This window comes from Desulfobulbus propionicus DSM 2032, from assembly GCF_000186885.1.
GTDB classification, from domain to species: Bacteria; Desulfobacterota; Desulfobulbia; order Desulfobulbales; family Desulfobulbaceae; genus Desulfobulbus; species Desulfobulbus propionicus.
The window spans coordinates 285792-310074 of sequence record NC_014972.1 but is presented as its reverse complement, the minus strand read 5'-3'; the positions used below and the strand labels follow the sequence as shown (position 1 = coordinate 310074).

General features: G+C 58.0%; 23 protein-coding genes. 21 read left to right on the top strand and 2 right to left on the bottom strand.

All coding sequences use genetic code 11. The features are described from left to right. The first annotated feature begins 21 nt into the window (after nt 1–21). The 8 genes from fusA to DESPR_RS01470 all read left to right on the top strand — a co-directional run bounded on the left by fusA (nt 22) and on the right by DESPR_RS01470 (nt 8689). A complete protein-coding gene (gene fusA, locus DESPR_RS01505) occupies nt 22–2106 on the top strand; it encodes an elongation factor G (RefSeq protein WP_015723041.1) in 2085 nt (694 codons plus the stop codon). Nucleotides 2107–2212: 106 nt separating this feature from the next. Continuing rightward, nucleotides 2213–2860, top strand: coding sequence for a hypothetical protein (locus tag DESPR_RS01500; protein WP_245529472.1), 648 nt, complete (start codon nt 2213–2215; stop codon nt 2858–2860). Nucleotides 2861–2930: 70 nt separating this feature from the next. Next, the gene (gene hisA, locus DESPR_RS01495; protein WP_015723039.1) at nt 2931–3692 is read left to right on the top strand and encodes a phosphoribosylformimino-5-aminoimidazole carboxamide ribotide isomerase; all 762 of its coding nucleotides are present in this window, start codon (nt 2931–2933) and stop codon (nt 3690–3692) included. Beyond that, nucleotides 3679–3867, top strand: coding sequence for a hypothetical protein (locus DESPR_RS01490; RefSeq protein ID WP_015723038.1), 189 nt, complete (start codon nt 3679–3681; stop codon nt 3865–3867). The genes hisA and DESPR_RS01490 overlap by 14 nt, the downstream gene beginning before the upstream one ends. Before the next feature lie 114 nt (nt 3868–3981). Beyond that, nucleotides 3982–4839 (top strand): HDOD domain-containing protein, encoded by an 858-nt coding sequence (locus tag DESPR_RS01485; protein ID WP_015723037.1) that lies wholly within the window; start codon nt 3982–3984, stop codon nt 4837–4839. A 39-nt stretch (nt 4840–4878) separates the two neighbouring features. Beyond that, nucleotides 4879–5802 (top strand): MBL fold metallo-hydrolase, encoded by a 924-nt coding sequence (locus tag DESPR_RS01480; protein ID WP_015723036.1) that lies wholly within the window; start codon nt 4879–4881, stop codon nt 5800–5802. 54 nt (nt 5803–5856) lie between these two features. Continuing rightward, nucleotides 5857–6471 (top strand): sulfurtransferase-like selenium metabolism protein YedF, encoded by a 615-nt coding sequence (gene yedF, locus DESPR_RS01475; protein WP_015723035.1) that lies wholly within the window; start codon nt 5857–5859, stop codon nt 6469–6471. A gap of 73 nt (nt 6472–6544) precedes the next feature. Next, nucleotides 6545–8689, top strand: coding sequence for a carboxy terminal-processing peptidase (locus DESPR_RS01470; protein ID WP_015723034.1), 2145 nt, complete (start codon nt 6545–6547; stop codon nt 8687–8689). Between the two features lie 192 nt (nt 8690–8881). Here DESPR_RS01470 and tnpA read toward each other — a convergent pair whose 3' ends face one another. After that, nucleotides 8882–9313, bottom strand: coding sequence for an IS200/IS605 family transposase (gene tnpA / locus DESPR_RS01465; RefSeq protein ID WP_015723033.1), 432 nt, complete (start codon nt 9311–9313; stop codon nt 8882–8884). Between the two features lie 165 nt (nt 9314–9478). Here tnpA and DESPR_RS01460 point away from each other — a divergent pair, with 165 nt between their 5' ends. The 6 genes from DESPR_RS01460 (at nt 9479) to dsrP (ending at nt 15246) form a co-directional block, all read left to right on the top strand. Continuing rightward, a complete protein-coding gene (locus DESPR_RS01460) occupies nt 9479–10018 on the top strand; it encodes an RsbRD N-terminal domain-containing protein (protein WP_015723032.1) in 540 nt (179 codons plus the stop codon). A gap of 112 nt (nt 10019–10130) precedes the next feature. Continuing rightward, nucleotides 10131–11150 (top strand): sulfate reduction electron transfer complex DsrMKJOP subunit DsrM, encoded by a 1020-nt coding sequence (gene dsrM, locus DESPR_RS01455; protein ID WP_015723031.1) that lies wholly within the window; start codon nt 10131–10133, stop codon nt 11148–11150. Between the two features lie 33 nt (nt 11151–11183). After that, nucleotides 11184–12815: a sulfate reduction electron transfer complex DsrMKJOP subunit DsrK gene (dsrK, locus tag DESPR_RS01450; protein ID WP_015723030.1), complete on the top strand. Its 1632-nt coding sequence runs from the start codon at nt 11184–11186 to the stop codon at nt 12813–12815. Between the two features lie 27 nt (nt 12816–12842). Further along, entirely contained in the window at nt 12843–13214 is a 372-nt protein-coding gene (gene dsrJ, locus DESPR_RS01445; protein ID WP_015723029.1) for a sulfate reduction electron transfer complex DsrMKJOP subunit DsrJ, read from the top strand. Between the two features lie 22 nt (nt 13215–13236). Beyond that, nucleotides 13237–14064: a sulfate reduction electron transfer complex DsrMKJOP subunit DsrO gene (dsrO, locus tag DESPR_RS01440; RefSeq protein WP_015723028.1), complete on the top strand. Its 828-nt coding sequence runs from the start codon at nt 13237–13239 to the stop codon at nt 14062–14064. Between the two features lie 9 nt (nt 14065–14073). After that, nucleotides 14074–15246 (top strand): sulfate reduction electron transfer complex DsrMKJOP subunit DsrP, encoded by a 1173-nt coding sequence (gene dsrP, locus DESPR_RS01435; protein ID WP_015723027.1) that lies wholly within the window; start codon nt 14074–14076, stop codon nt 15244–15246. Between the two features lie 71 nt (nt 15247–15317). On the opposite strand, the gene DESPR_RS01430 is transcribed toward dsrP, so the two are convergent. Beyond that, nucleotides 15318–16100: a prepilin peptidase gene (locus DESPR_RS01430; protein WP_015723026.1), complete on the bottom strand. Its 783-nt coding sequence runs from the start codon at nt 16098–16100 to the stop codon at nt 15318–15320. A gap of 63 nt (nt 16101–16163) precedes the next feature. Here DESPR_RS01430 and DESPR_RS01425 point away from each other — a divergent pair, with 63 nt between their 5' ends. The 7 genes from DESPR_RS01425 (at nt 16164) to DESPR_RS01395 (ending at nt 24280) form a co-directional block, all read left to right on the top strand. Beyond that, nucleotides 16164–16949: a dihydroorotate dehydrogenase electron transfer subunit gene (locus DESPR_RS01425; RefSeq protein WP_015723025.1), complete on the top strand. Its 786-nt coding sequence runs from the start codon at nt 16164–16166 to the stop codon at nt 16947–16949. Beyond that, nucleotides 16937–17878, top strand: coding sequence for a dihydroorotate dehydrogenase (locus DESPR_RS01420; RefSeq protein WP_015723024.1), 942 nt, complete (start codon nt 16937–16939; stop codon nt 17876–17878). Before DESPR_RS01425 ends, DESPR_RS01420 begins: the two co-directional genes overlap by 13 nt. Further along, nucleotides 17875–18576, top strand: a complete 702-nt coding sequence (aroD, locus tag DESPR_RS01415; RefSeq protein ID WP_015723023.1) for a type I 3-dehydroquinate dehydratase — start codon at nt 17875–17877, stop codon at nt 18574–18576. The genes DESPR_RS01420 and aroD overlap by 4 nt, the downstream gene beginning before the upstream one ends. Continuing rightward, a complete protein-coding gene (locus DESPR_RS01410) occupies nt 18573–19409 on the top strand; it encodes a shikimate dehydrogenase (RefSeq protein WP_015723022.1) in 837 nt (278 codons plus the stop codon). The genes aroD and DESPR_RS01410 overlap by 4 nt, the downstream gene beginning before the upstream one ends. Nucleotides 19410–19430: 21 nt before the next feature. Continuing rightward, nucleotides 19431–20708, top strand: a complete 1278-nt coding sequence (aroA, locus tag DESPR_RS01405; protein WP_015723021.1) for a 3-phosphoshikimate 1-carboxyvinyltransferase — start codon at nt 19431–19433, stop codon at nt 20706–20708. Nucleotides 20709–20790: 82 nt separating this feature from the next. Further along, entirely contained in the window at nt 20791–21714 is a 924-nt protein-coding gene (locus tag DESPR_RS01400; protein ID WP_015723020.1) for a SphA family protein, read from the top strand. Between the two features lie 88 nt (nt 21715–21802). Further along, entirely contained in the window at nt 21803–24280 is a 2478-nt protein-coding gene (locus DESPR_RS01395) for a bifunctional aconitate hydratase 2/2-methylisocitrate dehydratase (RefSeq protein WP_015723019.1), read from the top strand. Nucleotides 24281–24283 lie beyond the last annotated feature (3 nt).

The window sequence follows — 24283 nt, the reverse complement described above, 5'->3', positions numbered from 1 at the left end:
GCGGCAATTGAGGAACGCGTCATGAAAAAAGACTTGAACAAAGTACGGAATATCGGCATCAGCGCCCATATTGACTCGGGCAAGACCACTCTGACCGAGCGCATTCTGTTTTACACCCAGCGCATCCATGCCATCCATGAGGTCCGGGGCAAGGACGGCGTCGGCGCCACCATGGATTCCATGGAACTGGAAAAGGAGCGCGGCATCACCATCCAATCCGCCGCCACCTACTGCTCGTGGAGGGACTATGACATCAACATCATCGACACCCCCGGTCACGTCGACTTCACCATCGAGGTGGAGCGCGCCCTGCGGGTGCTCGACGGCGCGGTGCTCATCCTCTGCTCGGTGGGCGGCGTGCAGTCGCAGTCCATCACCGTCAACCGCCAGATGACCCGCTACAAGGTGCCGCGCATCGCCTTTGTCAACAAATGCGACCGGACCGGCGCTAATCCCTTCCGCGTCACCCAGCAGTTGCGTGACAAGTTGGATCTCAACGCGATCATGATTCAGCTGCCCATCGGCCTGGAGAGCGATCTGGCGGGCATGGTCGATCTGGTCAGCATGAAGGCGGTCTACTTCGACGGCGATCAGGGCGAGAAGATCCGGTATGAAGAGATCCCCGCCGAGTTGCGCGAAGAGGCGGAAGCCAAACGGGAAGAACTGCTCGACGCGGTGTCCATGTTCTCCGACGAGCTGATGGAGGCCATGCTGGAAGAGGCCGAGATTCCCGAGGCATTGATTCACGAGGCCATCCGCCGCGGCACCCTGAGCCTGGAGCTGACTCCGGTGATGATCGGTTCGGCCTACAAGAACAAGGGCGTGCAGCTGCTGCTCGACGCGGTCAGCGCCTATCTGCCCTGCCCCACGGACATCGAAAACACCGCCCTGGATTTGGACAAGGACGAGGCTGAGGTGGTGGTCAGCAACAATCCCAGCGATCCGCTGGTGGCCCTGGCGTTTAAGCTCGAGGATGGCCGCTACGGTCAGCTGACCTACATTCGTACCTATCAGGGCGTGATCCAGAAGGGTGACACCATTGTCAACAGCCGTACCGGCAAGAAGGCCAAGGTGGGGCGTCTGGTGCGGATGCATGCCAACGAGATGGAAGAGATCGAAGAAGCGGGTTCCGGCGATATCGTTGCCCTGTTCGGCATCGATTGCGCCTCCGGCGACACCTTCTGCAGCCCCGGCCTGAACTGGTCGATGAGTTCCATGCATGTGCCCGCGCCCGTTATCTCCCTGGCCATCAAGCCGGTGGACAACAAGGCGCAGATCAACATGTCCAAGGCTCTCAACCGCTTCACCAAGGAAGACCCCACCTTCAAGACCTATGTCGATCACGAGACCAGCGAGACCATCATCTCCGGCATGGGCGAGCTGCATCTTGAGGTCTATATCGAGCGGATGAAGCGGGAATACAAGGCCGAGGTCGAGGTCGGCGCACCGCAGGTCGCCTACCGCGAGACCATCACCCAGCGGGCCGAATTTGACTACACCCACAAGAAACAGACCGGTGGTTCCGGTCAGTACGGCCGGGTTGCCGGCTACATGGAGCCGCTCGAAGAAGGCGAGTACGAGTTTGCCGATCAAATCGTCGGCGGCGTCATCCCGCGAGAATTCATCAGTTCTTGCGACAAGGGTTTCCAGAAATCGCTGGAGAAAGGCACCCTCACCGGCGCGCCGATCACCGGAGTCCGGGTGGCGATCAACGATGGTTCCTACCACGCGGTCGACTCCTCGGACATCGCCTTCCAGCTGGCCTCCATCGGCGCCTTCAAGCAGGGATACGCCAAGGCCGCGCCGGTGATCATGGAGCCGATCATGAAGGTGGCGGTGGAGGGCCCCTCAGAATTCCAGGGCGCGGTCATGGGCAGCCTCAATCAACGCCGGGGCGTGATCATCGGCACCTTCGAGGAAGGCAACTATACCGTGGTCGAGGCGGAGATGCCATTGGCCGAGATGTTTGGCTACTCGACCACGCTCCGGTCGCTTACCCAGGGCAAGGCCGAGTTCACCATGGAATTCGCCACCTACAAACAGGTGCCCAAGGGCGTGGCTGATGAGCTGATCAAGGCCTTTGCCGCGCAGAAAAAGGATGCGTGAACCGGCGTTCCGCTGTAATCGACATACACGTGAGAGTTAACCGTTAAGAGGTGGAATTATGGGATACGAACCACTAGTTCAGCAGAACCCGCTCAGGGTTCTGAACATGAGCGGAGAGAACAATCAGATGGGGCTGGTCATGGCCCGCGCCGGTCTCGGCAAGACCGCTCTGTTGGTCCAGATCGCCCTGGACGCTATTCTTCGGGGCAAACGGGTCATCCATGTCAGCATCGGTGAGTCGATCGAAAAAACCAAGACCTGGTATGACGACATCCTGGGGCTGATTCTCCAGGAGCACAGCGTCAACCGACCGCACGAACTGATCGACATGGTCGCCCGTCACCGGATGATCATGACCTTCAAAGTGGCGGCTTTCAGCCGGTCACGCCTGGAAGAGCGGCTCAACGACCTGGTGTTGCAGGACATCTTCCGCCCCAACTGCCTGATCGTCGATGGTTTTGACTTCGTCAACACCGACCGCGAAGCGTTGGAAGACATCAAGAACCTGATGGAAAACATGAACATGCAGGCTTGGTTCTCGGCCATCTGCCATCGGGAGGACAAGCGCGTCTCTCCGGCCGGCGTGCCCGCGCCTTGCCATGAGATAGACGATCTCTTTGACATGATCATCCTGCTCAAACCGGAACAGGATGCCACCATACAGCTCGACATCATCCGCAACTACGGCGAGCAGGTGGAGGGCGGCAAGGGCCTGCGCCTCGATCCCACCACCATGATGGTCAAGGAAATGTAATCTCGTTCCCGCACCAACCAGGGGCTGTCGGACACCACCGGCAGCCCCTTTTTTTTCAGGGATGCCTGCTATGCGATTCCGCCCCTGTATCGATCTCCATGACGGCAAGGTAAAACAGATCGTCGGCTCCAGCCTGGGCGACGATCCGGCGCGGCTGCAAACCAATTTCTCCTCCCCATTCCCCCCCTCCCACTACGCCGACATGTACCGGCGCGACCAGCTCACCGGCGGTCATGTGATCATGCTTGGTCCCGGCAACGAGGCGGCGGCCCGCGAGGCTTTGGCGGCCTGGCCGGGCGGCTTGCAGGTGGGCGGCGGCATCACCCTCGACAACGCCGCCCATTGGCTCGACCACGGCGCCTCCCATGTCATCGTCACCTCCCATGTGTTCCATGACGGACAGCTGGACCAACAGCGGCTCGACCGTCTGACCCGGCTGGTCGGCAAAGAACGCCTGGTGCTCGACCTGAGCTGCCGCTGGCACGGGGACGGCTATTACGTGGTCACCGATCGCTGGCAAAAATTCACCCAACTGCGGATTACTCCGGCAACCTTGGACAATTTGGCTGCCTCGTGCGATGAGTTTCTCGTCCATGCGGTGGATGTCGAGGGCAAGTGCATGGGCATCGATACCCGCCTGCTGGAACTGTTGGCCGACGCTGCCCCGGTGCCCACCACCTATGCCGGCGGTGTCGCCAGCATGGCCGACCTGGATCACATCCGGATCAGCGGTCGTGGGCGGATTGACGTCACCGTGGGGTCGGCCCTCGACATTTTCGGCGGCTCCGGTTTGCGCTATCAAGACGTGGTGGCCTATCATGAACGCGGATGATCATGGGCCAGAAGGACACGACCGCAAACTGGTCGAATTGAAGCTGCTCGTTCCCGAGGACCTCCACCGGGCATTCCAACGCTGCCTCTGGATCCGGATCAATGAAACGGGGCAGAACCAGCTGCAACTGATGGAGGAAATGGTGCGAAATTTTTTGATTAAACACGGTTGTTAATCTCGGAGAAAACTCTCCCCTCCGCTTGACCTCCCCTGTTGGTTCATTTATTATAGGCGAATTGTATTGGCTCCGGTGTCGTTTGCCCCGCTTCTGTCGCTACCCCCTGTCTCCATGCTCGAACGAAACACCAAGCTGGATAAAATCCGCGTTGTCGTTGATAAAATGCCAAGCCTGTCGACCACGGTCGGCAAGGTGCTGGAGATCTGCAGCCGACCGGACACCGCGCCCAACGACCTCAACAAGGTCATTTCCCTTGATCCGGTCCTGACCGGACAGGTTCTCAAGCTGATCAATTCCGCCTACTACTCCCTAGTCAACAAGGTCACCTCCCTGACCCGGGCGATTATCATGCTGGGCTTGAACACGGTCAAGAACCTTGCCCTGTCCACCGCCATCATCCGCAGTGTCGGCCAAGCCAAAAAATCCAAGGCCCTCCCCATCAAGGCATTCTGGGCACACTCCATCGGGGTGGGTGTCATGGCCAAGCTGCTCGCCGCCGAGCGCGGTCTGCCCCTGGCCGAACGGGAGGAATATTTTGTCGCCGGCCTGCTCCACGATCTCGGCAAAATCCCCTTTGGCGACGAGTACAGCGAAGTCCTTGCCCAGACATTGAAGGTTCAGGAGCCCCTCAATGCCCTGGAAAGGAAAATGATGGAAATCGACCACGAGGAAGTTGGCGAGATGATTGCCGCCAAGTGGAAGCTCAACGCCGTCATCACCGACGCCATCTGTCATCACCACTCGCCGTGGGATGCGGCTGCGGAGCACCGGGCTTTGGTGGCCACCGTGGCCCTGGCCGATTTTTATGTCTGTCTCTTCGATATCGGCTATGCCGGCAATCGCTTTCCCGACGAAACCCGGCTCGAAGCGTTGCTGGAGTTGTGCGGGCTCAAGTGGAATACCGTTGTCGGCCTCCGGGAAACGGTCGATGCGGAAATCACCAAGGCGGAAATCTTTCTCAAAGTCTGACATGACCTCACTTTTCCTTCTTCCACTTGGGATGCGCCAATGATCAAAGTCAAATTCTGGGGTGTACGCGGGTCTATCCCCTGCCCCGGCCCAAAGACCATGAAATACGGCGGCAATACCGCCTGCATCGAGCTGCGCTTTCCCGAAGTGAACCGGCACGTCATCATTGACGCTGGTTCCGGCATCCGTGACCTAGCCAACTTCATGCTCGCCAACGATCTTCCCAAGGGGCCGATCTCGACGGAGATCTACTTATCCCATACCCACTGGGACCATATCATGGGCTTCCCCTTTTTCGTGCCGGTGTACATTCCTGGAACCCGGATCAAGGTCTTTGGTCCGGTGACTTATGAGGATGAACCTCTGGAGGCGGTGGTCGGCGGTCAAATGAAGTACCGCTATTTTCCAGTCAACATGGGCGAACTCGCCAGCAGCATTGAATACCAGCGGCTCAAGGAAGAACCAATGATCGATCTTGGCGACGGCATCACCCTGTCGACCGCGATCATCAATCACCCCATCACCACCTTGGGCTACCGTTTCAGTTTCCGGGGCGCGGTTTTCTGCACCGCCTACGACACCGAACCGTTTCGCAACCTGTTCGTCACCGACCCCAATGCCTCCAACTACGACGAGTTGATGGCCCAGGAAGGCGAGGAAGCGGCCCGCGAGCAAAACCAGGTGCTGGAAAATTTTTTCAGAGGCGCCGATCTGCTGGTCCATGACGCGCAGTACACCAGGGTCGAATATGAACAAGGCAAGGTTGGCTGGGGCCATACGCCGATCGAGGATGCGATAGCCGCCGCCGCTCGGGCAGAGGTCAAGCAACTGGCCCTGTTTCATCATGATCCGGAGCGCAGCGATGACCAGTTGGATGCCATGACCGACTTGTACTGCACCACGGATGCAAATCATCCCCTGCGTATCTTTTTTGCCCGGGAAGGGCAGGAAATTATCCTGTAACATGCGCATGAACCGTTTGTCCGCATTGCATAGCCTTGCGTTGGGAGTCTGTCCATGAAACCTGTTGTCCTCGACTGCATCGGCCTTTCCTGTCCCCAGCCTGTTCTGCGGGTCAAGGAAGCCCTGGAGCAGGGAGTCACCTGCATTGAGGTCTTGGTCGACAACGAGGCCTCGCGGAACAATGTCAGCCGTTTCGCTCAAAGCCAGGGGCATGCCGTGGCATGCGCCAACCGACCCGGCGGCGGTTTCGCCCTGACCATCACTGCCACGGCCGGCCAGAGTGCGCAATCCGTTGGCGCGGAGGAGTATCGATGCACGATCCCAACCGCGCCAAAGCTGATCTACGTGATCGCCTCGGATACTATGGGACGGGGTAGCGACGAACTCGGCTGGGCCCTAATGCAAACCTATATTCAAACCATCAAGGATGTCAGCCCGTTGCCGGAAAAAATCATTTTTTACAACAGCGGTGTCAAACTGGTCGCCGCTGCATCGGGGGGGCTCGACGCACTCAAGCGGCTCCAGGATCTGGGTGTTGAAATCCTCGCCTGTGGCACCTGTCTTGATTTTTTCAAGTTGAAATCAGCCATCCAGGTGGGCCACATTTCCAATATGCATGAAATCATGCAGGCGATGACCGCCGCCGACAAGATACTCAGCCCTTATTAATCAATGGTCCCTCCGCTGCTGTCCGCCTCATGACCGCTTCTCCTCCTTCTTGCGGGAATAGAACCCGACTCCTATGAAATATCGCGCTCCCATATTCTCCCGACGTGCCCTCCCTGTATGCGCTCTTTGCGCTCTTTTTCTCCTGACGTTCATCACCGCGTGTCAGGCGAAGAAGGCTGCTCCCGAGGCATTCGACGAAGACCGCAATCAACTGATCGCCCTGATCCTCAGCCAGCAATTGCCGGCGCAACACTTCAGTCACGAATCCCTGGATGACAACCTGTCGCGCAAGGCGTTTGACCTGTATCTGCGGCAGCTCGATCCCCGCAAGCGATTTTTGCTTCAATCCGACGTCAACCAGCTCAACGCCTTTGCCACCCATGTGGATGACGAACTGAGCCGCGGCAATGTGGTGCTGCCGGACGCGGGCATGGAACTGCTTAACGACCGCATCCGCCAGGTGAAGAAACTGATCGATCCGCTCCTCGATCGGGGATTCGATCTCAACCACTTGGAATACCTTGAAATCGAGCCCAAAAAACTCACTTTTGCCGAAAATAGGGAAGCACTGCAGGAACGCTGGCGCCTGACGCTCAAAATGCAGGTGATCGATACCTATTTCGATCTGCTTGAGGACAAGAAGGCGCAACAACCGGATATTGTCAAACAGATCAGCCCCGAACACCATCCAGCCGAATTGAAGGAGGCGATCAAGAAGGTGCGCGAAAGCACGCACCGGGCGCTGAACCGGCTGGAGCAGCAATCGCGGCAGGATCATTACGACCGTTATTTCGATGCGGTGGCGCGAGCCTTTGACCCGCACAGTGACTACATGGCTCCCTCATCAAAGGAAGACTTCGATATCCAGATGAGCGGTTCGCTGGAAGGGATCGGCGCGCTCCTGCGTGAAGATGATGGCCTGATCAAAGTCATCCGGATCATTCCAGGTAGCGCTGCGGAAAAACAGGGCCAGTTGCAGGCCGAGGACACCATTCTCGCGGTTTCCGAAAAGAATGGGGAGCCGGTTGATATTTCCGAAATGCGCATTCGCGAGGCCGTTGGCTATATTCGAGGCCCCAAGGGCACCGAAGTGCGCCTGACCGTGCAAAAGCCCGACGGCAGCAAACGTACCATTCCAATCATCCGCGATGTGGTGCGGATTGAAGAAACCTATGTCAAATCCACGGTGGTCAAACAGGGAAAACACGCCATCGGCTATCTGCGAATCCCGAGTTTTTACCGTGATTTCGTTGCACAAAGCAATGGCAAGGAGAGCCGTAACGTCAGTGACGACACCCTGGCGGAACTGATCAAGCTCAAACAGCAGAAAATCAGCGGCCTGATTCTCGATCTGCGCAATAATGGCGGCGGAGCGCTCACCGATGCGGTGCAGATTTCAGGCCTCTTCCTTCCTGGTGGCCCGGTGGTCCAGGTCAAGGATTCACAAGGCAGCGTCCGCGTGCTTGAGGACGAAGATCCCGATGTCGCCTACGATGGCCCCCTAATCGTGCTGGTCAACCAGTTCAGTGCCTCGGCATCGGAGATTCTGGCGGCGGCACTGCAGGATTACGGCAGGGCCTTCATTATCGGCGGCGAGCACACCCACGGCAAGGGTACCGTCCAGGCGATGATGGACATGAATAGAAATCTGCCGCTCTTGCATCTGCAGAAATACGACGATCTGGGCGCGCTGAAACTGACCATTCAAAAATTCTATCGTATCAATGGTGGCTCGACGCAATATAAGGGGGTGGAGCCGGATCTCGTGGTGCCCTCGATGTTTGATTATCTGGAAACGGGCGAAAAATATATGGATTATTCCCTGCCCTGGGACCAGGTCGAGCAAGTGGATTTCGCGCAATGGAATGGCGACCGGTTGATTACCGAACAGCTCCGCCAGAAGGGCACACAGTGGGCCGAAAAGAATACCGCCTTTCAGAAGATCAGGCAGGAGACGGGGAAAGCGAAGGCACGAGCAAAACAGACCCATGTGGCGGTGTTTCTCGACGGCATGTGGCAAGAGCGACTGGAACTGGCGGCCACCCGAAAGGAGGCGAAGGATGCTGGATTGCTGACCGGCAACGGAGAGGACGACGGTGAACCGGTCGAAGAGAAAAAGCTGGATGAGCTGGTCGCCACCGATCCGTATATCCAGGTTGCTCTCTTTCTCTTCAAAGACGGAAGAAATGCGGGCCTGTCGGCAGGAGCCTCCCGATAAATTTTTTCTTGAAACAAATCAGCAATCATGCTAGAGCATGCGGTGCATGAATCGCCATTCATTTTTAATGGCTGAAAGATTGCTGAAATATTGACAGAGTCAGAACCACCGGCAAAGCCGGTGGCTTGAAAGACTGTGAACCGCTCAAAGCGGTCTCTTTAAAATATTATCTGACCACCATATGGTGGTCGCCTATTTAAACAAGTTCAGTTGTTCGACTCGCTGATCCTCTTGCTCCTGGTTACGGATATATGCGCGAACCATTGCCTCGTCGGCACCAACGGTTGACACAAAATAGCCCCGTGCCCAAAAGTGCATCCCATTGTAGTTCTTCTTTTGCCCAAGGTAATTGCGTGCGATGTAAATCGCACTTTTCCCTTTCATGTAGCCCACAACCTGGGCCACCGAATACTTCGGCGGGATCGACAGTAGCATGTGCACATGATCGGGCTGCAAATGCCCCTCGACAATCCGACTTTCTTTTTGCCGTGCAAGATCATGGAACACATCACCCAGATTTTTCCGAAGTTGGCCATAGAGTATTTTTCTTCGGCATTTCGGTATCCACACTACATGGAACTTGCAATCCCATCTTGTGTGGCTTAAACATTGTATGTCGTTCATGAAGCCTCCTTTTTCGTGACTTTGACCGGTTCACGAGGCGGGAGGCTTCTTTATTTTGCAGGAACTGTCAAACTGTTGTTGTCCCCCGGCAAAGCCGGGGGTTTACCCAAGGGAAATTACATTGATCTCCAACGCCCTCCAGATGATGGGCGAGAGTTGTGCACCATGGAACTGCAGAAGGCGCTGGCAAACAAGAAGAAAGAGATCCTTTCGTTGTGGATTGAGCGGACGCTTGACAGTTACGCCTCACCTGGATTTTTCAAACAGTCACAGGATCCGTTTGCCAATCCCGTGGGAAGCAACATTTCTGCCGGCCTGACATCCATCTACGAACTGTTGCTCACAGATACCGACCAACAGGCCTATTGCCAGCCGATCGATCAGGTCGTCAGGATCCGAGCTGTGCAGGACTTCACTCCGGCACAGGCCGTGGCGCCTTTTCTTGAATTGAAATGGGTCGTGAAGCAGGTTTTCTCCCTTGACAAGGAGACCAAGCCATTGCTTGGCCTTCTCGATCAACTGGATTGCACCATTGACGGGATCGCATTGACCGCATTCAACATTTATTCTGAATGTCGAGAACAATTGTACCAGAACCGCATCCGTGAACTGAAAAGTGGCAGCGCAATTCTCACCGATGCAGCGTGCCCTTCCGCACTCATGCGGCAACACCTTGACACATCCGGCCCTGACGCCGGGAAGTAGGCTGTGTGACCGGTCGAGCGGCTTCAATTGTGGAGATTGAGGCGAAAGCTCGGCTTTTTATCGTAACTTTTTTTACAAGTTACAGTTCAACTTGAATGCGAAGGAGTGATCGATGAAGTACGCCTTCCCTTTGGCGGCAGTAATTGCCCTGGTGTTGATTGCGCTGATAGCCGTGCAGATACCGGGAATGCAATACCTCTTTGGTGTTGTCATACCCTATCTGGCTATGGCGCTGTTCTTAGGCGGTTTTTGTTACCGGGTGATCCATTGGGCCCAATCGCCGGTACCGTTCAAAATCCCAACCACCTGTGGCCAGGGGTACTCGCTCCCCTGGATCAAGCATGACAAGCTCGAAGCCCCGGTCAACACCGCCCAGGTGGTGGCCAGGATGTTTCTTGAAATCGTTCTTTTCCGTTCACTCTGGCGCAACACCAAGGCTTCGGTCTATGCAGGACCCAAGCTGACCTACGAGTCGAGCAAGTGGCTGTGGCTGTTCGCGATCATGTTCCACTACAGCTTCCTGGTGATCGTGGTCCGTCACATGCGTCTCTTCCTCGACCCGGTACCCTGGCTGGTGTCCTTCGTCGAAACGGGCGACTCCCTGCTGCAGATCGGCGCGCCCACCATGTATACCACCGATGTCACCATTGTCCTTGCCCTCCTGTTCCTGTTCGGCCGCCGCTTGATGAACCCGCAGGTCCGCTACATCTCGCTGGTCAACGATTACTTCCCGCTGTTCCTGATCCTCGGGATCGTGATCACCGGGATCCTGATGCGTTTCTTCCTGCGCACCAACGTGGACATCAACGCGATCAAACAACTGGCCGTCGGCTTGGTTACCTTTTCTCCGACCATCGTCACCGAGATCAGTTCACTGTTCTATGTTCATCTCTTTTTAGTGTGCACACTGCTTGCGTACTTTCCTTTCAGCAAGCTCATGCATATGGGCGGTGTCTTCCTCAGCCCGACCCGAAATCTGGCCAACGATTCGAGAATGAGACGCCACGTCAATCCCTGGAACCCGGACATCAAGCCGCACTCCTATGCGAGCTATGAGGACGAATTCCGTGAGGATATGATCGAGCAGGGCATTCCCGTTGAGAAAGAGTTGCCGCCTAAGGCTAATGACTAACGCTGGATAATTCAAGAGTATAAGGATAGAGCAATGGCAGTAGTAAAGGTAGATATGTTGGCACGAAGTGTTGCCGAAGGACCTTCGCTGATGACAGGCTCCATTCCAACTAAGGATTGGATGGATGTTCCTGCCGTATTCAAGCCAGGGAATTACGCCTACCCGGCCAAAGCCGAGATCATTCGATATCTCGACAGCCAAAAAGGTGTCAGTTTCCCCAATGCCCGCGAGTGGAGCCCGGAGGACGATGACTGGAAACTTCCAGAGAACTGGAAGGAAATTATAATCCAAGGATTGGCAGACCGCCTGGATCGCTTTCGCTCCCTGAAAATCTTCATGGATTGTTGCGTCCGTTGCGGTGCCTGTGCGGATAAATGCCACTTTTTCCTCGGCACCGGTGATCCCAAGAATATGCCGGTTTTGCGAGCGGAACTGCTGCGTTCCATCTACCGCCAGAACTTCACCCGCGCGGGCAAGATTTTGGGCCGGCTTGCCGGTGGTCGCGAGATGACCGTGGGTGTACTGAAAGAATGGTTCATGTATGCCTATCAGTGCACTGAATGCCGCCGCTGTTCGGTTTTCTGCCCCTATGGCATTGATACGGCCGAAATCACCATGATGCTGCGCGAGTTGCTGCACTTGGTTGGTGTGGGCATCAACTGGGCGATGGAGCCGGTTGCCAACTCCAACCGGACCGGCAACCACATGGGGCTCACGCCTCAGGCCTTCAAGGGTAATGTGGAGTTTCTCTGTGATGACATCGAGAATCTCACCGGCATCCGGGTCAATCCGACCTTCAACCGCAAAGGTGCCGAGGTCCTGTTCATCACCCCGTCGGCTGACGTGTTTGCCGAACCGGGTATTTTTACCTGCATGGGGTATCTCCTGCTGTTCGAGGCCATCGGCCTTGATTACACTTGGTCAACCTACGCTTCCGAAGGCGGCAACTTCGGGTTGTTCACTTCCAACGAGATGATGAAGAAGCTGAACGGCAAAATGTATGCCGAGGCGAAACGTCTGGGAGTTCGCTGGATTCTTGGTGGTGAATGCGGCCACATGTGGCGCGTCCTGCACCAGTACATGGATACCATGAACGGTCCGGCAGATTTCCTGGAGGTCCCCCGCTCACCGATCACCGGCACGGTGTTCGACAATGCCGCCTCCACCAAAATGATTCACATCTCCGAATTTACCGCCGATTTGATCAGGAACAATAAGATCAAACTCGACAAGAGCCGCAATGCTCATGTCACGGCAACCTTCCACGATTCCTGCAACCCGGCGCGGGCCATGGGTCTGTTGGACGAACCAAGGTATATCCTGGATAACGTGGTCGAAAATTGGGTGGAGATGCCCGAGAATACCATCCGTGAGAAAACCTTCTGCTGTGGATCGGGAACAGCGCTCAACACCGACGAGATCATGGAACTCCGCATGCGCTCGGGACTGCCGCGCGCCAATGCGGTCAGGTATGTCCACGATAAGCACGGCGTCAACACGCTCGGCTGTGTATGCGCGATCGACAGAGCAACCCTGACGACCCTCATGAACTACTGGGTGCCCGAGGTACAGGTGGCCGGTCTCAGTGAACTCGTCGGCAATGCGCTGGTGATTGAGGGTGAACAACGACAAGACCTGACCGAAGGGCTCAGGACCTTGGTTTAATAGATCGGCAGGAAGGGAGGAAAAGCTATGTACGATAGCGGTAAAATAATTCCGGGACTGATCATTTTCGTCCTGATCATCACCATACCCATTTGGTACAATCGCGGCACCGCTGGGTCGGTACCGAAACCCGTGTTGCCCAAGGATGCCAAAACCTGTGTTCTGCCGGCCGCCGAGATTCGCGCCGAGCATATGAAACTGCTCAACGTATGGCGTGACGATGTGCTGCGCGACGGGAAGCGGGAAACCTTTGAGCTGGAAGGCAAGCAATACCAGAAGAGCCTGATGCTGACCTGCATGAAATGCCATACGAGCAAGAAGCAGTTCTGTGACACCTGTCACACCTACGCATCGGTTACGCCCTATTGTTGGGATTGCCATTTGGCTCCTGTTGAGTGAACGGCTAAGGAGGAAGAGACAGATGGATACAAATAGAAGAAATTTCCTCAAGGTAGCCGGTATTTCCACACTGGCGGGCCTTGGCGGAACTGCGGTGGTTGATCGTTTGGTGTCTGGCGCGGGTTTGGCCCATGCTACTAGTGCTGGCCACGGTGCGGAACAGGCTGGAGCAGCCGCTGGGCACGGCGGTGCCGCACAAGGCGGGATCCGCTACGGCATGGTCATCGACATCAAAAAATTTCAGGAAGATCCCGGTTTGGGCGCAAAGGCGGTCCATGCCTGTCATAAGATTCACAACGTGCCGCAATTCCCTGACAAGCGGGACGAAATTAAATGGATCTGGATGACCAACTTCGAAAATGCTTTCCCAGAGAAGCCAAATCTCTACCTGGATGAAGCCAGCGAAAAGCACCAACTGCCGATCCTGTGCAATCACTGCGACAACCCGCCCTGTGTACGAGCCTGCCCCACCAAGGCGACCTTCCGTTCCGAGGACGGCATTATCGGCATGGATTACCACCGCTGCATCGGCTGCCGGTTCTGCATGGCAGCCTGCCCCTATGGCAGCAGAAGTTTTAACTGGCGTGATCCGCGCTCCTTTATCACCGATATCAACCGAGATTACCCGGCCCGTACCCGCGGCGTTGTCGAAAAATGCAATTTTTGCGTCGAACGCGTCCAGATCGGCAAGCTGCCGGCCTGTGTCGAGGCCGTTGGCGACAGCAAGGCTTTGGTTTTTGGCAATCTCAATGATCCCAACTCCGAGATCCGAAAGATTCTCAAAGAGCAGCATACCATTCAGCGGAATCCTTCTCTCGGAACCTTACCCTCAGTCTTTTATATCGTGTGAGAGGCCCCCATGTTTGAAAAAGCATTAAAAGGAAACAATTACTACTGGATGTGGCTGGCCTTCCTCGGCTTTTTTATCGCGGTGGCGGCTTTCTGCTATCTCCGTCAGTATTTTTACGGACTTGGCCTGACAGGCATGACCCGCGACGTCTCCTGGGGAATCTACATTTCCCAGTTTACTTTTCTGGTCGGTGTGGCGGCGGGAGGCGTGATGTTGGTGCTTCCCTATTATATTCATAACTTCAAGGCATTCGGTCGGATCACCATCCTCGGTGAGTTTCTCGCCATCGCCTCGCTTTTGATGTGCATGATGTTCATTATGGCCGACCTTGGTCAGCCGTTGCGTGGTTTGAACGTCCTGTTCTACGCCACCCCGCATTCCATGCTGTTCTGGGATATGTGCGTGCTCTGGGGCTACCTGTTGCTCAACGCCCTATGCGGATGGGTGATCCTGACCGCCGAGCGCAAGCAGATGCATCCGCCAAAATGGATCTATTTCTTTGTCTATCTGTCGATTCCCTTTGCCTTCTCGATCCACACTGTCACCGCCATGCTCTACTGCGGTTTACCCGGACGGCATTTCTGGCTGTCAGCGATCGTTGCTCCTCGATTCCTCGCCTCAGCCTTTGCCGCAGGTCCAGCGCTGATCGTGGTCATGGCCCTGATCCTGAAACGAGTCGCAAATTTCGATGCGGGAAAACAAGCCATCGACAAAATGGTGACCATTATCACCTATGCGGCCATTGCCAACATGTTCTTTGTCGGCCTGGAGTTTTTCGTCGGCTTCTACTCAGACATTCCGGGTCACAAACACACCCTGCAGTATCTGTTCTTCGGATTGGAACATCATGGTCATGTCTACAATAACCTGGTTCCGTTCATGTGGGGCTTTGTGGTCCTCTTCCTGGTTGGCATCGCCCTCATCACCATTCCCTACACTCGCAGGCAGAGTGACCTTTGGCTCGGGGTCGGTTGTGCCTCCATTTTCATCGCCTTCTGGCTGGACAAGGGCATCGGCTTTGTCCTTGGAGGATTTGTTCCCACACCGACCGAAGAGATTGTCGAGTATTACCCGACGCTCAACGAGCTGTTCATTACTATCGGAGTCTGGGCCACCGGCTTCTTTATCCTGACCATCCTCTACAAGATTGCCATCGGCGTAGAACACGAGATTGAAGCCTGATCTCTGCCAAAGAGAAACAAGAAAACCCCCGATTCGTTCGGGGGTTTTTTTTTACCCGCACCAACCAGCCGTTAGAAGGCGCTGTGCAGATACCAGCGCCAAATCCCGACGATCTGTTCCTGAAAGAAGAGATAGGACAGGGCAGCGATCGCCAGAAAAGGTCCAAATGGAATACGAGTCTGTCCTCCCCTGCCTTGTTTGACCATGGCGATTCCACCGACGACACATCCCGCCACGGAGCTGGAAAAAATCACATACAACAAACTCTGCCAACCCAGAAAGGCCCCGATCATGGCGAGCAACTTAATGTCGCCACCGCCCATGCCTTCCCGTTTGGTCAACGCCATATACCCCCACGCCACGGCATAGAGGATTCCGCCGCCAAACAGAATACCAAGGGCCGATTGCTGCCAGGTTATCTGGTCGATAACCAACGACCCGGCAAATCCAATCACGATTCCCGGCAGACTGATCCGATCGGGAATTATTTGATGATGGATGTCAATAAATATGATAACCAGCAGGGCAGCGCTAAAGACAAAATAGACCAACAATTCAGCGCTGAGGCCAAAACGCCAAAACAACAGGGCGGTCAAAGCTGCCATCGCTGCTTCCACCAAGGGATACTGCCACGAAATAGGCACTTTGCACGTTTTGCATTTGCCCCCCAGCAACAGAAAACTGACAAGGGGAATGTTCTCCCACCATGTCAGCGGCTGTTGGCAGTAGGGGCAATGGGATCCAGGAAACACGATAGACGCGCCTTCCTCGGGCAAGCGAAGAATGACCACGTTGAGAAAGGAGCCCACCACGGCACCGATCAGGGCGGCAAATACGGTCAGCGATGCTTCCATTGTTGATAACCACCTGTTGATTAAGGATAATATTTAATTTGTATCTTCGTTGTATCGCTTTCCATGCCACAGTACCAGGAAAATTGCAGCATAGAGCGTATCGAGCAGCTCTCCAAAGATTTTTACCGTCTCACCCTGCGATGTCCCATGATCGCTGCCCATGCCCAACCGGGCCAATTCGTGATGGTCGCCTGCGGTTTAACCCTTGATCCGTTGTTGCGCCGACCCTTTTCCATTCATCACTGCACCCAGGATGGGACCTTACAGCTGTTGTTCAAGGTCATTGGACGTGGTACCCAGTTGTTGTCCGAATGCCGAACAGGGCAATCACTTTCCCTGATTGGCCCTTTGGGACACGGTTTTCGTCTCCAACCCGGACGGCCTGTTAGTCTTGTTGGTGGCGGCATCGGCATCGCGCCGCTGCGATTTCTTGTCCACGCCCTGCAGCAGGCCGGCGGAGCTGGCGCTGATTGCACGGTCTTCCTTGGTTCCCGTTCCGGAGACGAGCTCGCTCCTCTGGCGATGGAATTCAGCGCCTTGGGGTGTCAGGTGCATACAGCTACCGACGATGGCTCCCTTGGACATCATGGCTTCATCACCGAACTTCTAGCACCTGAGCTCAGTCGCTTCAGCAAGGTCTACACCTGCGGCCCCCACCCGATGATGGCCACGGTGGCCGCGCTTTGCCACTCGGCCGGTGTCGCCTGTGAAGTTTCGCTGGAGGCACACATGGCCTGTGGTCTGGGCGCGTGTCTTGGCTGCACGGTGCATGGCACCGAGGGGCAATATCTGCATGTGTGTAAACAAGGTCCGGTTCTCGATGCACAGGAGGTGGCATGGATACGGTAACCTCTGTTCCCGTGCCCGATCTGCGGGTCCAACTCGGCCCACTCGCCCTTGCCAATCCGGTGATGACCGCCTCGGGCACCTTCGGTTATGCGGCGGAGTTTGCCCATCTTGTTCCGCTGGCCAGCCTCGGAGCGGTAGTGGTCAAAGGCATCTCCTTGCATCCTCGCCCAGGCAATCCACCGCCGCGTATTGTCGAGACTCCGTGCGGCATGCTCAATGCCATTGGCCTGGAGAATGTCGGCGTCGAGCGGTTCATCAGCGACAAAATGCCGTTCCTCCGCACCTGCGGTTGCCGGGTGGTTGTCAACATCCTTGGCGATTCCATCGAGGAATACGCTGCCCTGGCCGCAGCACTCTCCGATGTTGCTGGCATTGATGCTCTCGAGGTCAATATCTCCTGCCCCAATGTGAAGAAAGGTGGCGTGGCCTTCGGCACGGTTCCAGAAATGGCCGCGGCGGTGACCGCGGCAGTCAAACGGGTGACCACGCTGCCGGTGATCGTCAAACTCTCGCCCAACGTCACCGACATCGTGGCCATGGCCCGAGCAGTGGCGGACGGTGGTGCCGATGCCCTGTCCCTGATCAACACCTTGATCGGTATGGCCATCGATGCGCGCACCCGCAGACCGAAGCTGGCCAACGTCATTGGCGGCCTTTCCGGACCGGCAGTCAAACCGGTGGCCCTGCGCATGGTCTGGCAGGTGACCTCGTCGGTCTCCATTCCGGTGATCGGCATTGGCGGCATCGGCACCCCCGAAGATGCGATCGAGTTTCTCCTCGCCGGCGCCTCGGCCGTGCAGGTGGGCACCGCCAACTTTTACAACCCTGCCGCCGTGTCCCAGATCCTTGCCGGCATTGAAACCTATCTGCGCGATCAAGGCGAAACCTCGGTGCGCTCCATCATTGGCGGCTTGCGCTTGAGTAAATGACCATGACTGCTCAGGGATTGATCTGTGTTTCGGTCGCCAGCGAGGACAAGCATCATATCCTGTCAGCTGTCACGCCGGTCCTGCCGCTCGTCGATGTGGTTGAGATCCGCTTGGATGGCATGCGCGATCCACAATGCGGGCAGTGTATCGCTGCGCTGGACAAACCGGTGCTGGCGACCAACCGGCCGGCTTGGGAAGGGGGGCAATGGACCGGTTCCGAAGAAGAGCGCGTGAATCTGCTGTGCGCAGCACTGCGCTGGGGCGCCCGCTATGTCGATGTGGAACTGGCGACCGCATCCGAGTTGCAGGCCCAGATCATCCAAGAGGCACACCGCCATCAGGCCAAGGTGATCGTGTCCAGCCATGATTTCGACGGCACGCCGGACGCTGCGCAGCTCCACGCAACTCTGCAACAGATGATGGCCAGCGGTGCCGATATCGGCAAGATTGTCACCACCGCCGTGTCAGCGGCCGAGGTGTTGCGGGTACTGGCCCTGCAACAAGACGCTCTGGCCCACGATTTTCCCCTGTGCGCCTTTGCCATGGGCCGTGCTGGCACCATTAGCCGCTTCGCCACCCTCTTTCTTGGTGGCTTCATGACCTACGCGGCCCTGTCGGAAGCGCAGGCCACAGCCCCCGGACAACTCACGGTCGACAACCTTCACCGCCTCCTTTCTTTGCTCGACCACCGCCCATGATCAACGGTCAGACGCAACTTTTCGGCATCATCGGCAATCCGGTGGAACATTCCCTCAGTCCGGCGATGCACAACGCCGCCTTTGCCCATCTGGGCCTCAATGGTGTCTACATTCCCATGCGGCCGGCGGATCTGGGCGACGGCTTCCGGGGCCTGAAAAGCCTCGGTTTTGTTGGTGTCTCGGTCACCGTGCCGTTCAAGGTGGCGGTTATGGACTACATCGACGAGGTCGATCCGGTGGCCCGCAAAATCGGCGCGGTCAACACCCTGTTGTTTCGTCGGGACCAAGACGGCCAGAACCGCTGTCTCGGCTACAACACCGATTGGCTAGGCTCGAATCAGGCCTTGGCCGAGGCGCTGGACCTAGCCACCAGTACCGTGCTGATCATCGGTGCCGGCGGGGCGGCCCGCGCAGTGGGTTTTGGCCTGATCGAGGCCGGAGCCAGGGTCCTGGTGACCAACCGCACCGAATCCAAAGGTCGGGATCTGGCCCGGCAGCTCAACTGTCCCTTTCTCAGCGCCCACGAATTGCCGACCGCCCAGGCCGATGCCCTGATCAACACTACCTCGGTGGGCATGGCGCCCAAAAAGGAGGCCGTGCCGATCGACCCGGCCCTGTTGGCCCGCTTTCCAGTGGTGATGGATATCGTCTATGCGCCACTCTCCACCCGTTTGCTCGTCGAGGCGAAACAGCGCGGATGCCGGACCATCGACGGTCTCAAGATGCTCCAGTACCAGGGAGCAGCCCAGTTTATCCTCTGGACCGGCCGTGAGGCGCCCCACGCGGTCATGCGCCAAGCCCTGCTGGAAGAACTGCGGTCAAGACAATCCTAATCCTATGCCAGCAACACTCCCATGATCACCATCCAACCCGTCGCCACCATCGATGCCGTTGTCACGGTTCCCGGTTCCAAAAGCCTGACCCAACGGGCCTTGATTGCCGCCGCCTTGGCCGAAGGCTCCTCGCAACTCCTTGGCCCCCTGGCGAGCGAAGACACCCATTTCACCATGAACGCCCTGCGGGCCATGGGCATCGCCTGCGATGACCGCGACCCCAACCGCTGGCAGGTCGAGGGCAGCGGTGGTCGAGTCCTCGCCCCCGAAGGAGACATCTTTCTCGGCAATAATGGCACCGCCACCCGCTTTCTCACCTCGGTGGCCGCCCTGGGTCAGGGCCGTTTCCATATCACCGGCAGCGAACGGATGGCCGAGCGTCCGATCCTGCCGTTAATGGAGGCCCTGCGCGGCTGGCAGGTCAGCATCGATAGCGACGCCGGCACCGGCTGCCCGCCTCTGACCATCATGGCCAAGGGGCTTGCCGGCGGGCGCACGGTACTGCCAGAGGGCAAATCGAGCCAATACCTCTCCTCCCTGCTGCTGGTGGCTCCCTATGCCAACGCACCGGCTGAATTGGAAGTCTTGGGCGAAATTCTCTCCAAACCCTATGTGGAGATGACGCTGGCGGTAATGGCCGATTTCGGCGTTCGGGTCGAGGCCGCGCCAACGCTCAATTTCTTCCGCATTCCCCGGGGGAGCTATCAGGGACGAACCTACGCCATCGAGGGCGACGCTTCCGGGGCGTCCTATTTCTGGGCCGCAGCCGCCGTGACCGGCGGACGGGTCACGGTGGCCAATGTTCCGGTGCCCTCGCTCCAGGGCGACGCCAAACTGCTGCCCTATCTCGCCCGCATGGGGTGCCGCATCGAGCAGACCGAGGCAGGTATCACCCTGATCGGTCCAGATAGGCTGGAAGGTATCGAAGTGGACATGGGCGACATGCCCGACGTGGCGCCGACCCTGGCGGTGGTGGCGGCTTTTGCCGAGGGCACGACCATCATCAACAACATTGCCCACCTGCGCATCAAGGAGTGCGACCGCCTGTCGGCGGTGGTCAACGAACTGCGTAAACTGGGCGCCGAGGTGGAGGAAGAGCCGGCGCGGATGATCATCCATGGCAAACAGGGCGGCCGCACACTCCATGGCGCCTCCATCGCCACCTACAACGATCATCGCATGGCCATGAGCTTTGCCGTCGCCGGTCTGCGCATCCCCGGCGTGTACATCGGCAACCCCCAGTGCGTGGTCAAATCCTTTCCCGATTTCTGGGAGCGGTTCGCGCGCCTTGCGGAATAAACGCAAACCCCTGAGCAACAGCGGACATTGATCACGGATCGTTGTTGTCCGCATCCGATAACAGCAACAAGAGGGAGAAAAGATGTTGAGCAACAAACAATGGGTTGGGACGCTTGCCGGTTGCCTTGCGCTGACGTTACCCCTGTGCGCGTCTGGGTGGGCGTGGACCTCTGGGTCGCATTACACCTATGGCGTCGAGGGGGTGCTGGGGGCAACACCGCCCCCACCGGGCTGGCACTACCGCATGTACAACCTCTGGTACACTCCGGATGAGCTGAAGGACAACAGCGGCAACACCGTGCCCGGGAACTTCGAGCTCGATGTGTTTGCCTCGGTGCAGCGCATCATCCACGTGACCGATGTCAAGATTTTAGGCGCGGATTATTTCTACGACGTTATCATCCCCTTGGTCGACCAAGAGTTTACCTCTGGTTCGTTCTCGGACAGCCACTCCTTCACCCTCGGCGACATCACCTTGGAGCCTTTTGCCCTGGCTTGGCGGCAACCGCGATGGGATGCCTCCTTTGCCCTGGCGGTGATTGTCCCCACCGGCCACTTTGAAGGCGACGAACCCGCCTCGCCCGGATTGGGCTATTGGTCCGGGATGATGACCGTGGGCGGCACCCTCTATCTTGACGACCAGAAAACCTGGTCGGCCAGCGTCCTCACCCGGACCCTGATCAACGGCGAGCAGGAAGACACCGACATTACCCCTGGTTCGGAATTTGTTGCCGAGTACGGCATCGGCAAGGAGTTCCAGGTCAACAGCAGTCTGATGATCCGCCCCGGCCTGACCGGCGCCTCCTACTGGCAGTTCTCCGACGACAGCGACGAAGCGGGTGCGGCGGCCGATCAGCATAAAAAGGCCCATGCCCTCGGCGCCGAGGTCAATGTGTTCTACCTGCCGATGCTCTGCCAGGTGAACCTGCGCTACCTGCAGGAATACGGCGTTGACAATGGTCCGGAAGATGCACGGTTCGTCGCTACCCTGACCAAATCCTGGTAATCCCGCTTGAGCTGCACCGTCGGCTTTTCAATCACGGAAAAGTCGGCGGTTTCTCGTTGGCCACCACGTCACCACACGGAGGATCCCCATGCTGGAACAGTACAGAAGCAAAGCGGCCGAACGCGCCCTCCTCGGCGTCCCTCCCCTGCCCCTGACAGCCCTGCAAACCCGGGAACTCACCGAACTGCTGGCGGCCGGTCACGGGGAGCAGGCAGCCCTGCTCCAACTGCTGGCTGATCGGGTCGAACCCGGGGTGAGCAAGGCAGCCGGCGTCAAGGCAGACTGGCTTGAGCTGGTGGCCAAAGGGGCGATTGCGGTCGACCAGTTGCCTCCCCAGGCGGCCATCGCCATGCTCGCCCAGATGGGCGGCGGCTACAATGTCAGCGCCCTGCTGCGTCTGCTGCGCATCGCCCCGCTGGCCGAAGCTGCCGCCGAGGCCCTTAAAGGGCTGACCAAGATTTACGAAGCCTTTGACGAGGTGGCCGAGTTGGCCACGACGCATCCTGCGGCGCGCGGCGTGCTCGAATCCTGGGCCGCGGCCGAGTGGTTCACCCGCAGTCCCGCATTGCCGGAGAAGATAGCCTGCACCGTGTACAAGGTCGAGGGTGAGATCAACACCGACGATTTCTCCCCCGGCAATCAGGCCCAGACCCGAGCCGATATCCCCTTGCACGCCACCTTTTTCGGGGTGACCCGCTTTCCGGACGGTATCCGCACCATCGCCGACCTTCGCGCCCAAGGGCGGACCGTGGCCTTTGCCGGCGACGTGGTCGGTACCGGCTCTTCGCGCAAATCGGCCATCAATTCGGTGAGCTGGCATCTGGGCGAGGATATTCCCCATATTCCCAACAAACGGCGCGGCGGCCTGGTGCTGGGCGGGATCATCGCCCCCATCTTTTACGCCACCGCCCGCGATGCCGGGGTACTGGCGATCGAATGCGAGGTGGCCGGCCTGCATACCGGCGACCAAGTGGTGCTCAACCTGCACCAGTGGACCCTGGAACAGGAAAACGGACAAGCCATTCCTCTCAAACCCGCGCCGCTGACCCTGCTCGACGAATACCGCGCCGGTGGCCGGCTCAACCTGATCATTGGCCGCAATCTCACCCGTCGGGCCTGCGAGGCCTTGGGACGCCCATTCCCCTCCCTGTTCCACGAGGTCACCAATCCTGTACCCAACGCTGACCACGCCTATACCCTGGCGCAGAAAATGGTTGGCCTGGCCTGCGGCGTTGTCGGTGTTGTGCCGGGCACGGTCTGCGAGCCGCGGATGACCACGGTCGGCTCCCAGGACACCACCGGTCCCATGACCATGCAGGAACTCGCCGAACTGGCCTGCCTGCGCTTCAAGGCCGATCTGTTCATGCAATCGTTCTGCCATACCGCCGCCTACCCCAAGGCCTCGGATCTCGGCCGCTGGCAGAGCATGACCGAAACCACGGTGGTCTGCGGCGGCGTGGCCCTCAAGCCCGGCGACGGAGTCATCCATTCCTGGCTCAACCGGATGCTCGTTCCCGACACCGTGGGCACGGGCGGTGATTCCCATACCCGTTTTCCGCTGGGCATCTCCTTCCCGGCCGGTTCCGGTCTGGTGGCCTTTGCCGGAGCGCTGGGTTTCATGCCCCTGGAGATGCCGCCGTCGGTGCTGGTCCGTTTCCATGGCCGCCGCCGGCCGGGAATCACGGTGCGCGACATGGTCAACGCCATTCCCCATGCCGCCATCCAACAAGGGTTGCTGACCGTGGCCAAGAAGGGCAAGAAGAACATCTTTGCCGGTACCATCCTCGAAATCGAGGGCGTGGACGACCTCAGTGTCGAGCAGGCCTTTGAATTGAGCGATGCCTCGGCTGAGCGCAGCGCCGCCGCCTGCACGGTCAAGCTGTCGCTGGCCGCAGTGATCGAAAATGTGCGCCAGAATAGCGCTCTGCTCCGGGACCTGATCGCCGATGGCTATGCGGATCGTTCCGCGTTGGAACGGCGCATTGCTGCACTTGAGGACTGGCTGGCCTCCCCCCGCCTGCTCAGCGCGGACAAAGGGGCGGAGTACAAGGCGGTGCTCGACATCGATCTAAGCGCGATCACCGAACCCCTGCTGGCCTGCCCCAACGACCCGGACGATGTGCGCCCATTGCGCGAGGTGGCTGGGGCAGCCATTGACGAGGCCTTCATCGGCTCTTGCATGACCCATTTGTCGCACCTGCAGGCCGCGGCACGGTTGCTGCGGGACGAACCCTATGCGGCCAGCCGGCTATGGATCGCCCCCTCCACCCGCATGGACCGGGACATCATCCAGCGGGAAGGGGGATTGAGCGTCTTTGCCCAGGTCGGCGGCCGGGTGGAGATCCCCGGCTGCAGCCTGTGCATGGGCAATCAGGCCCGGGTACGACCGGGGGCGACGGTGATGTCCACCTCGACCCGCAACTTCGACAACCGTCTCGGCGACGGCGCTCGGGTCTATCTCGGTTCCACCGAGCTGACCGCGATCAGCGCGCTTGCGGGGCGTCTGCCTTCGCCGGAGGAATACTTTGCCTTTCTGCAACGCAAGGGGATGCTTGCCGACGGCTAACAG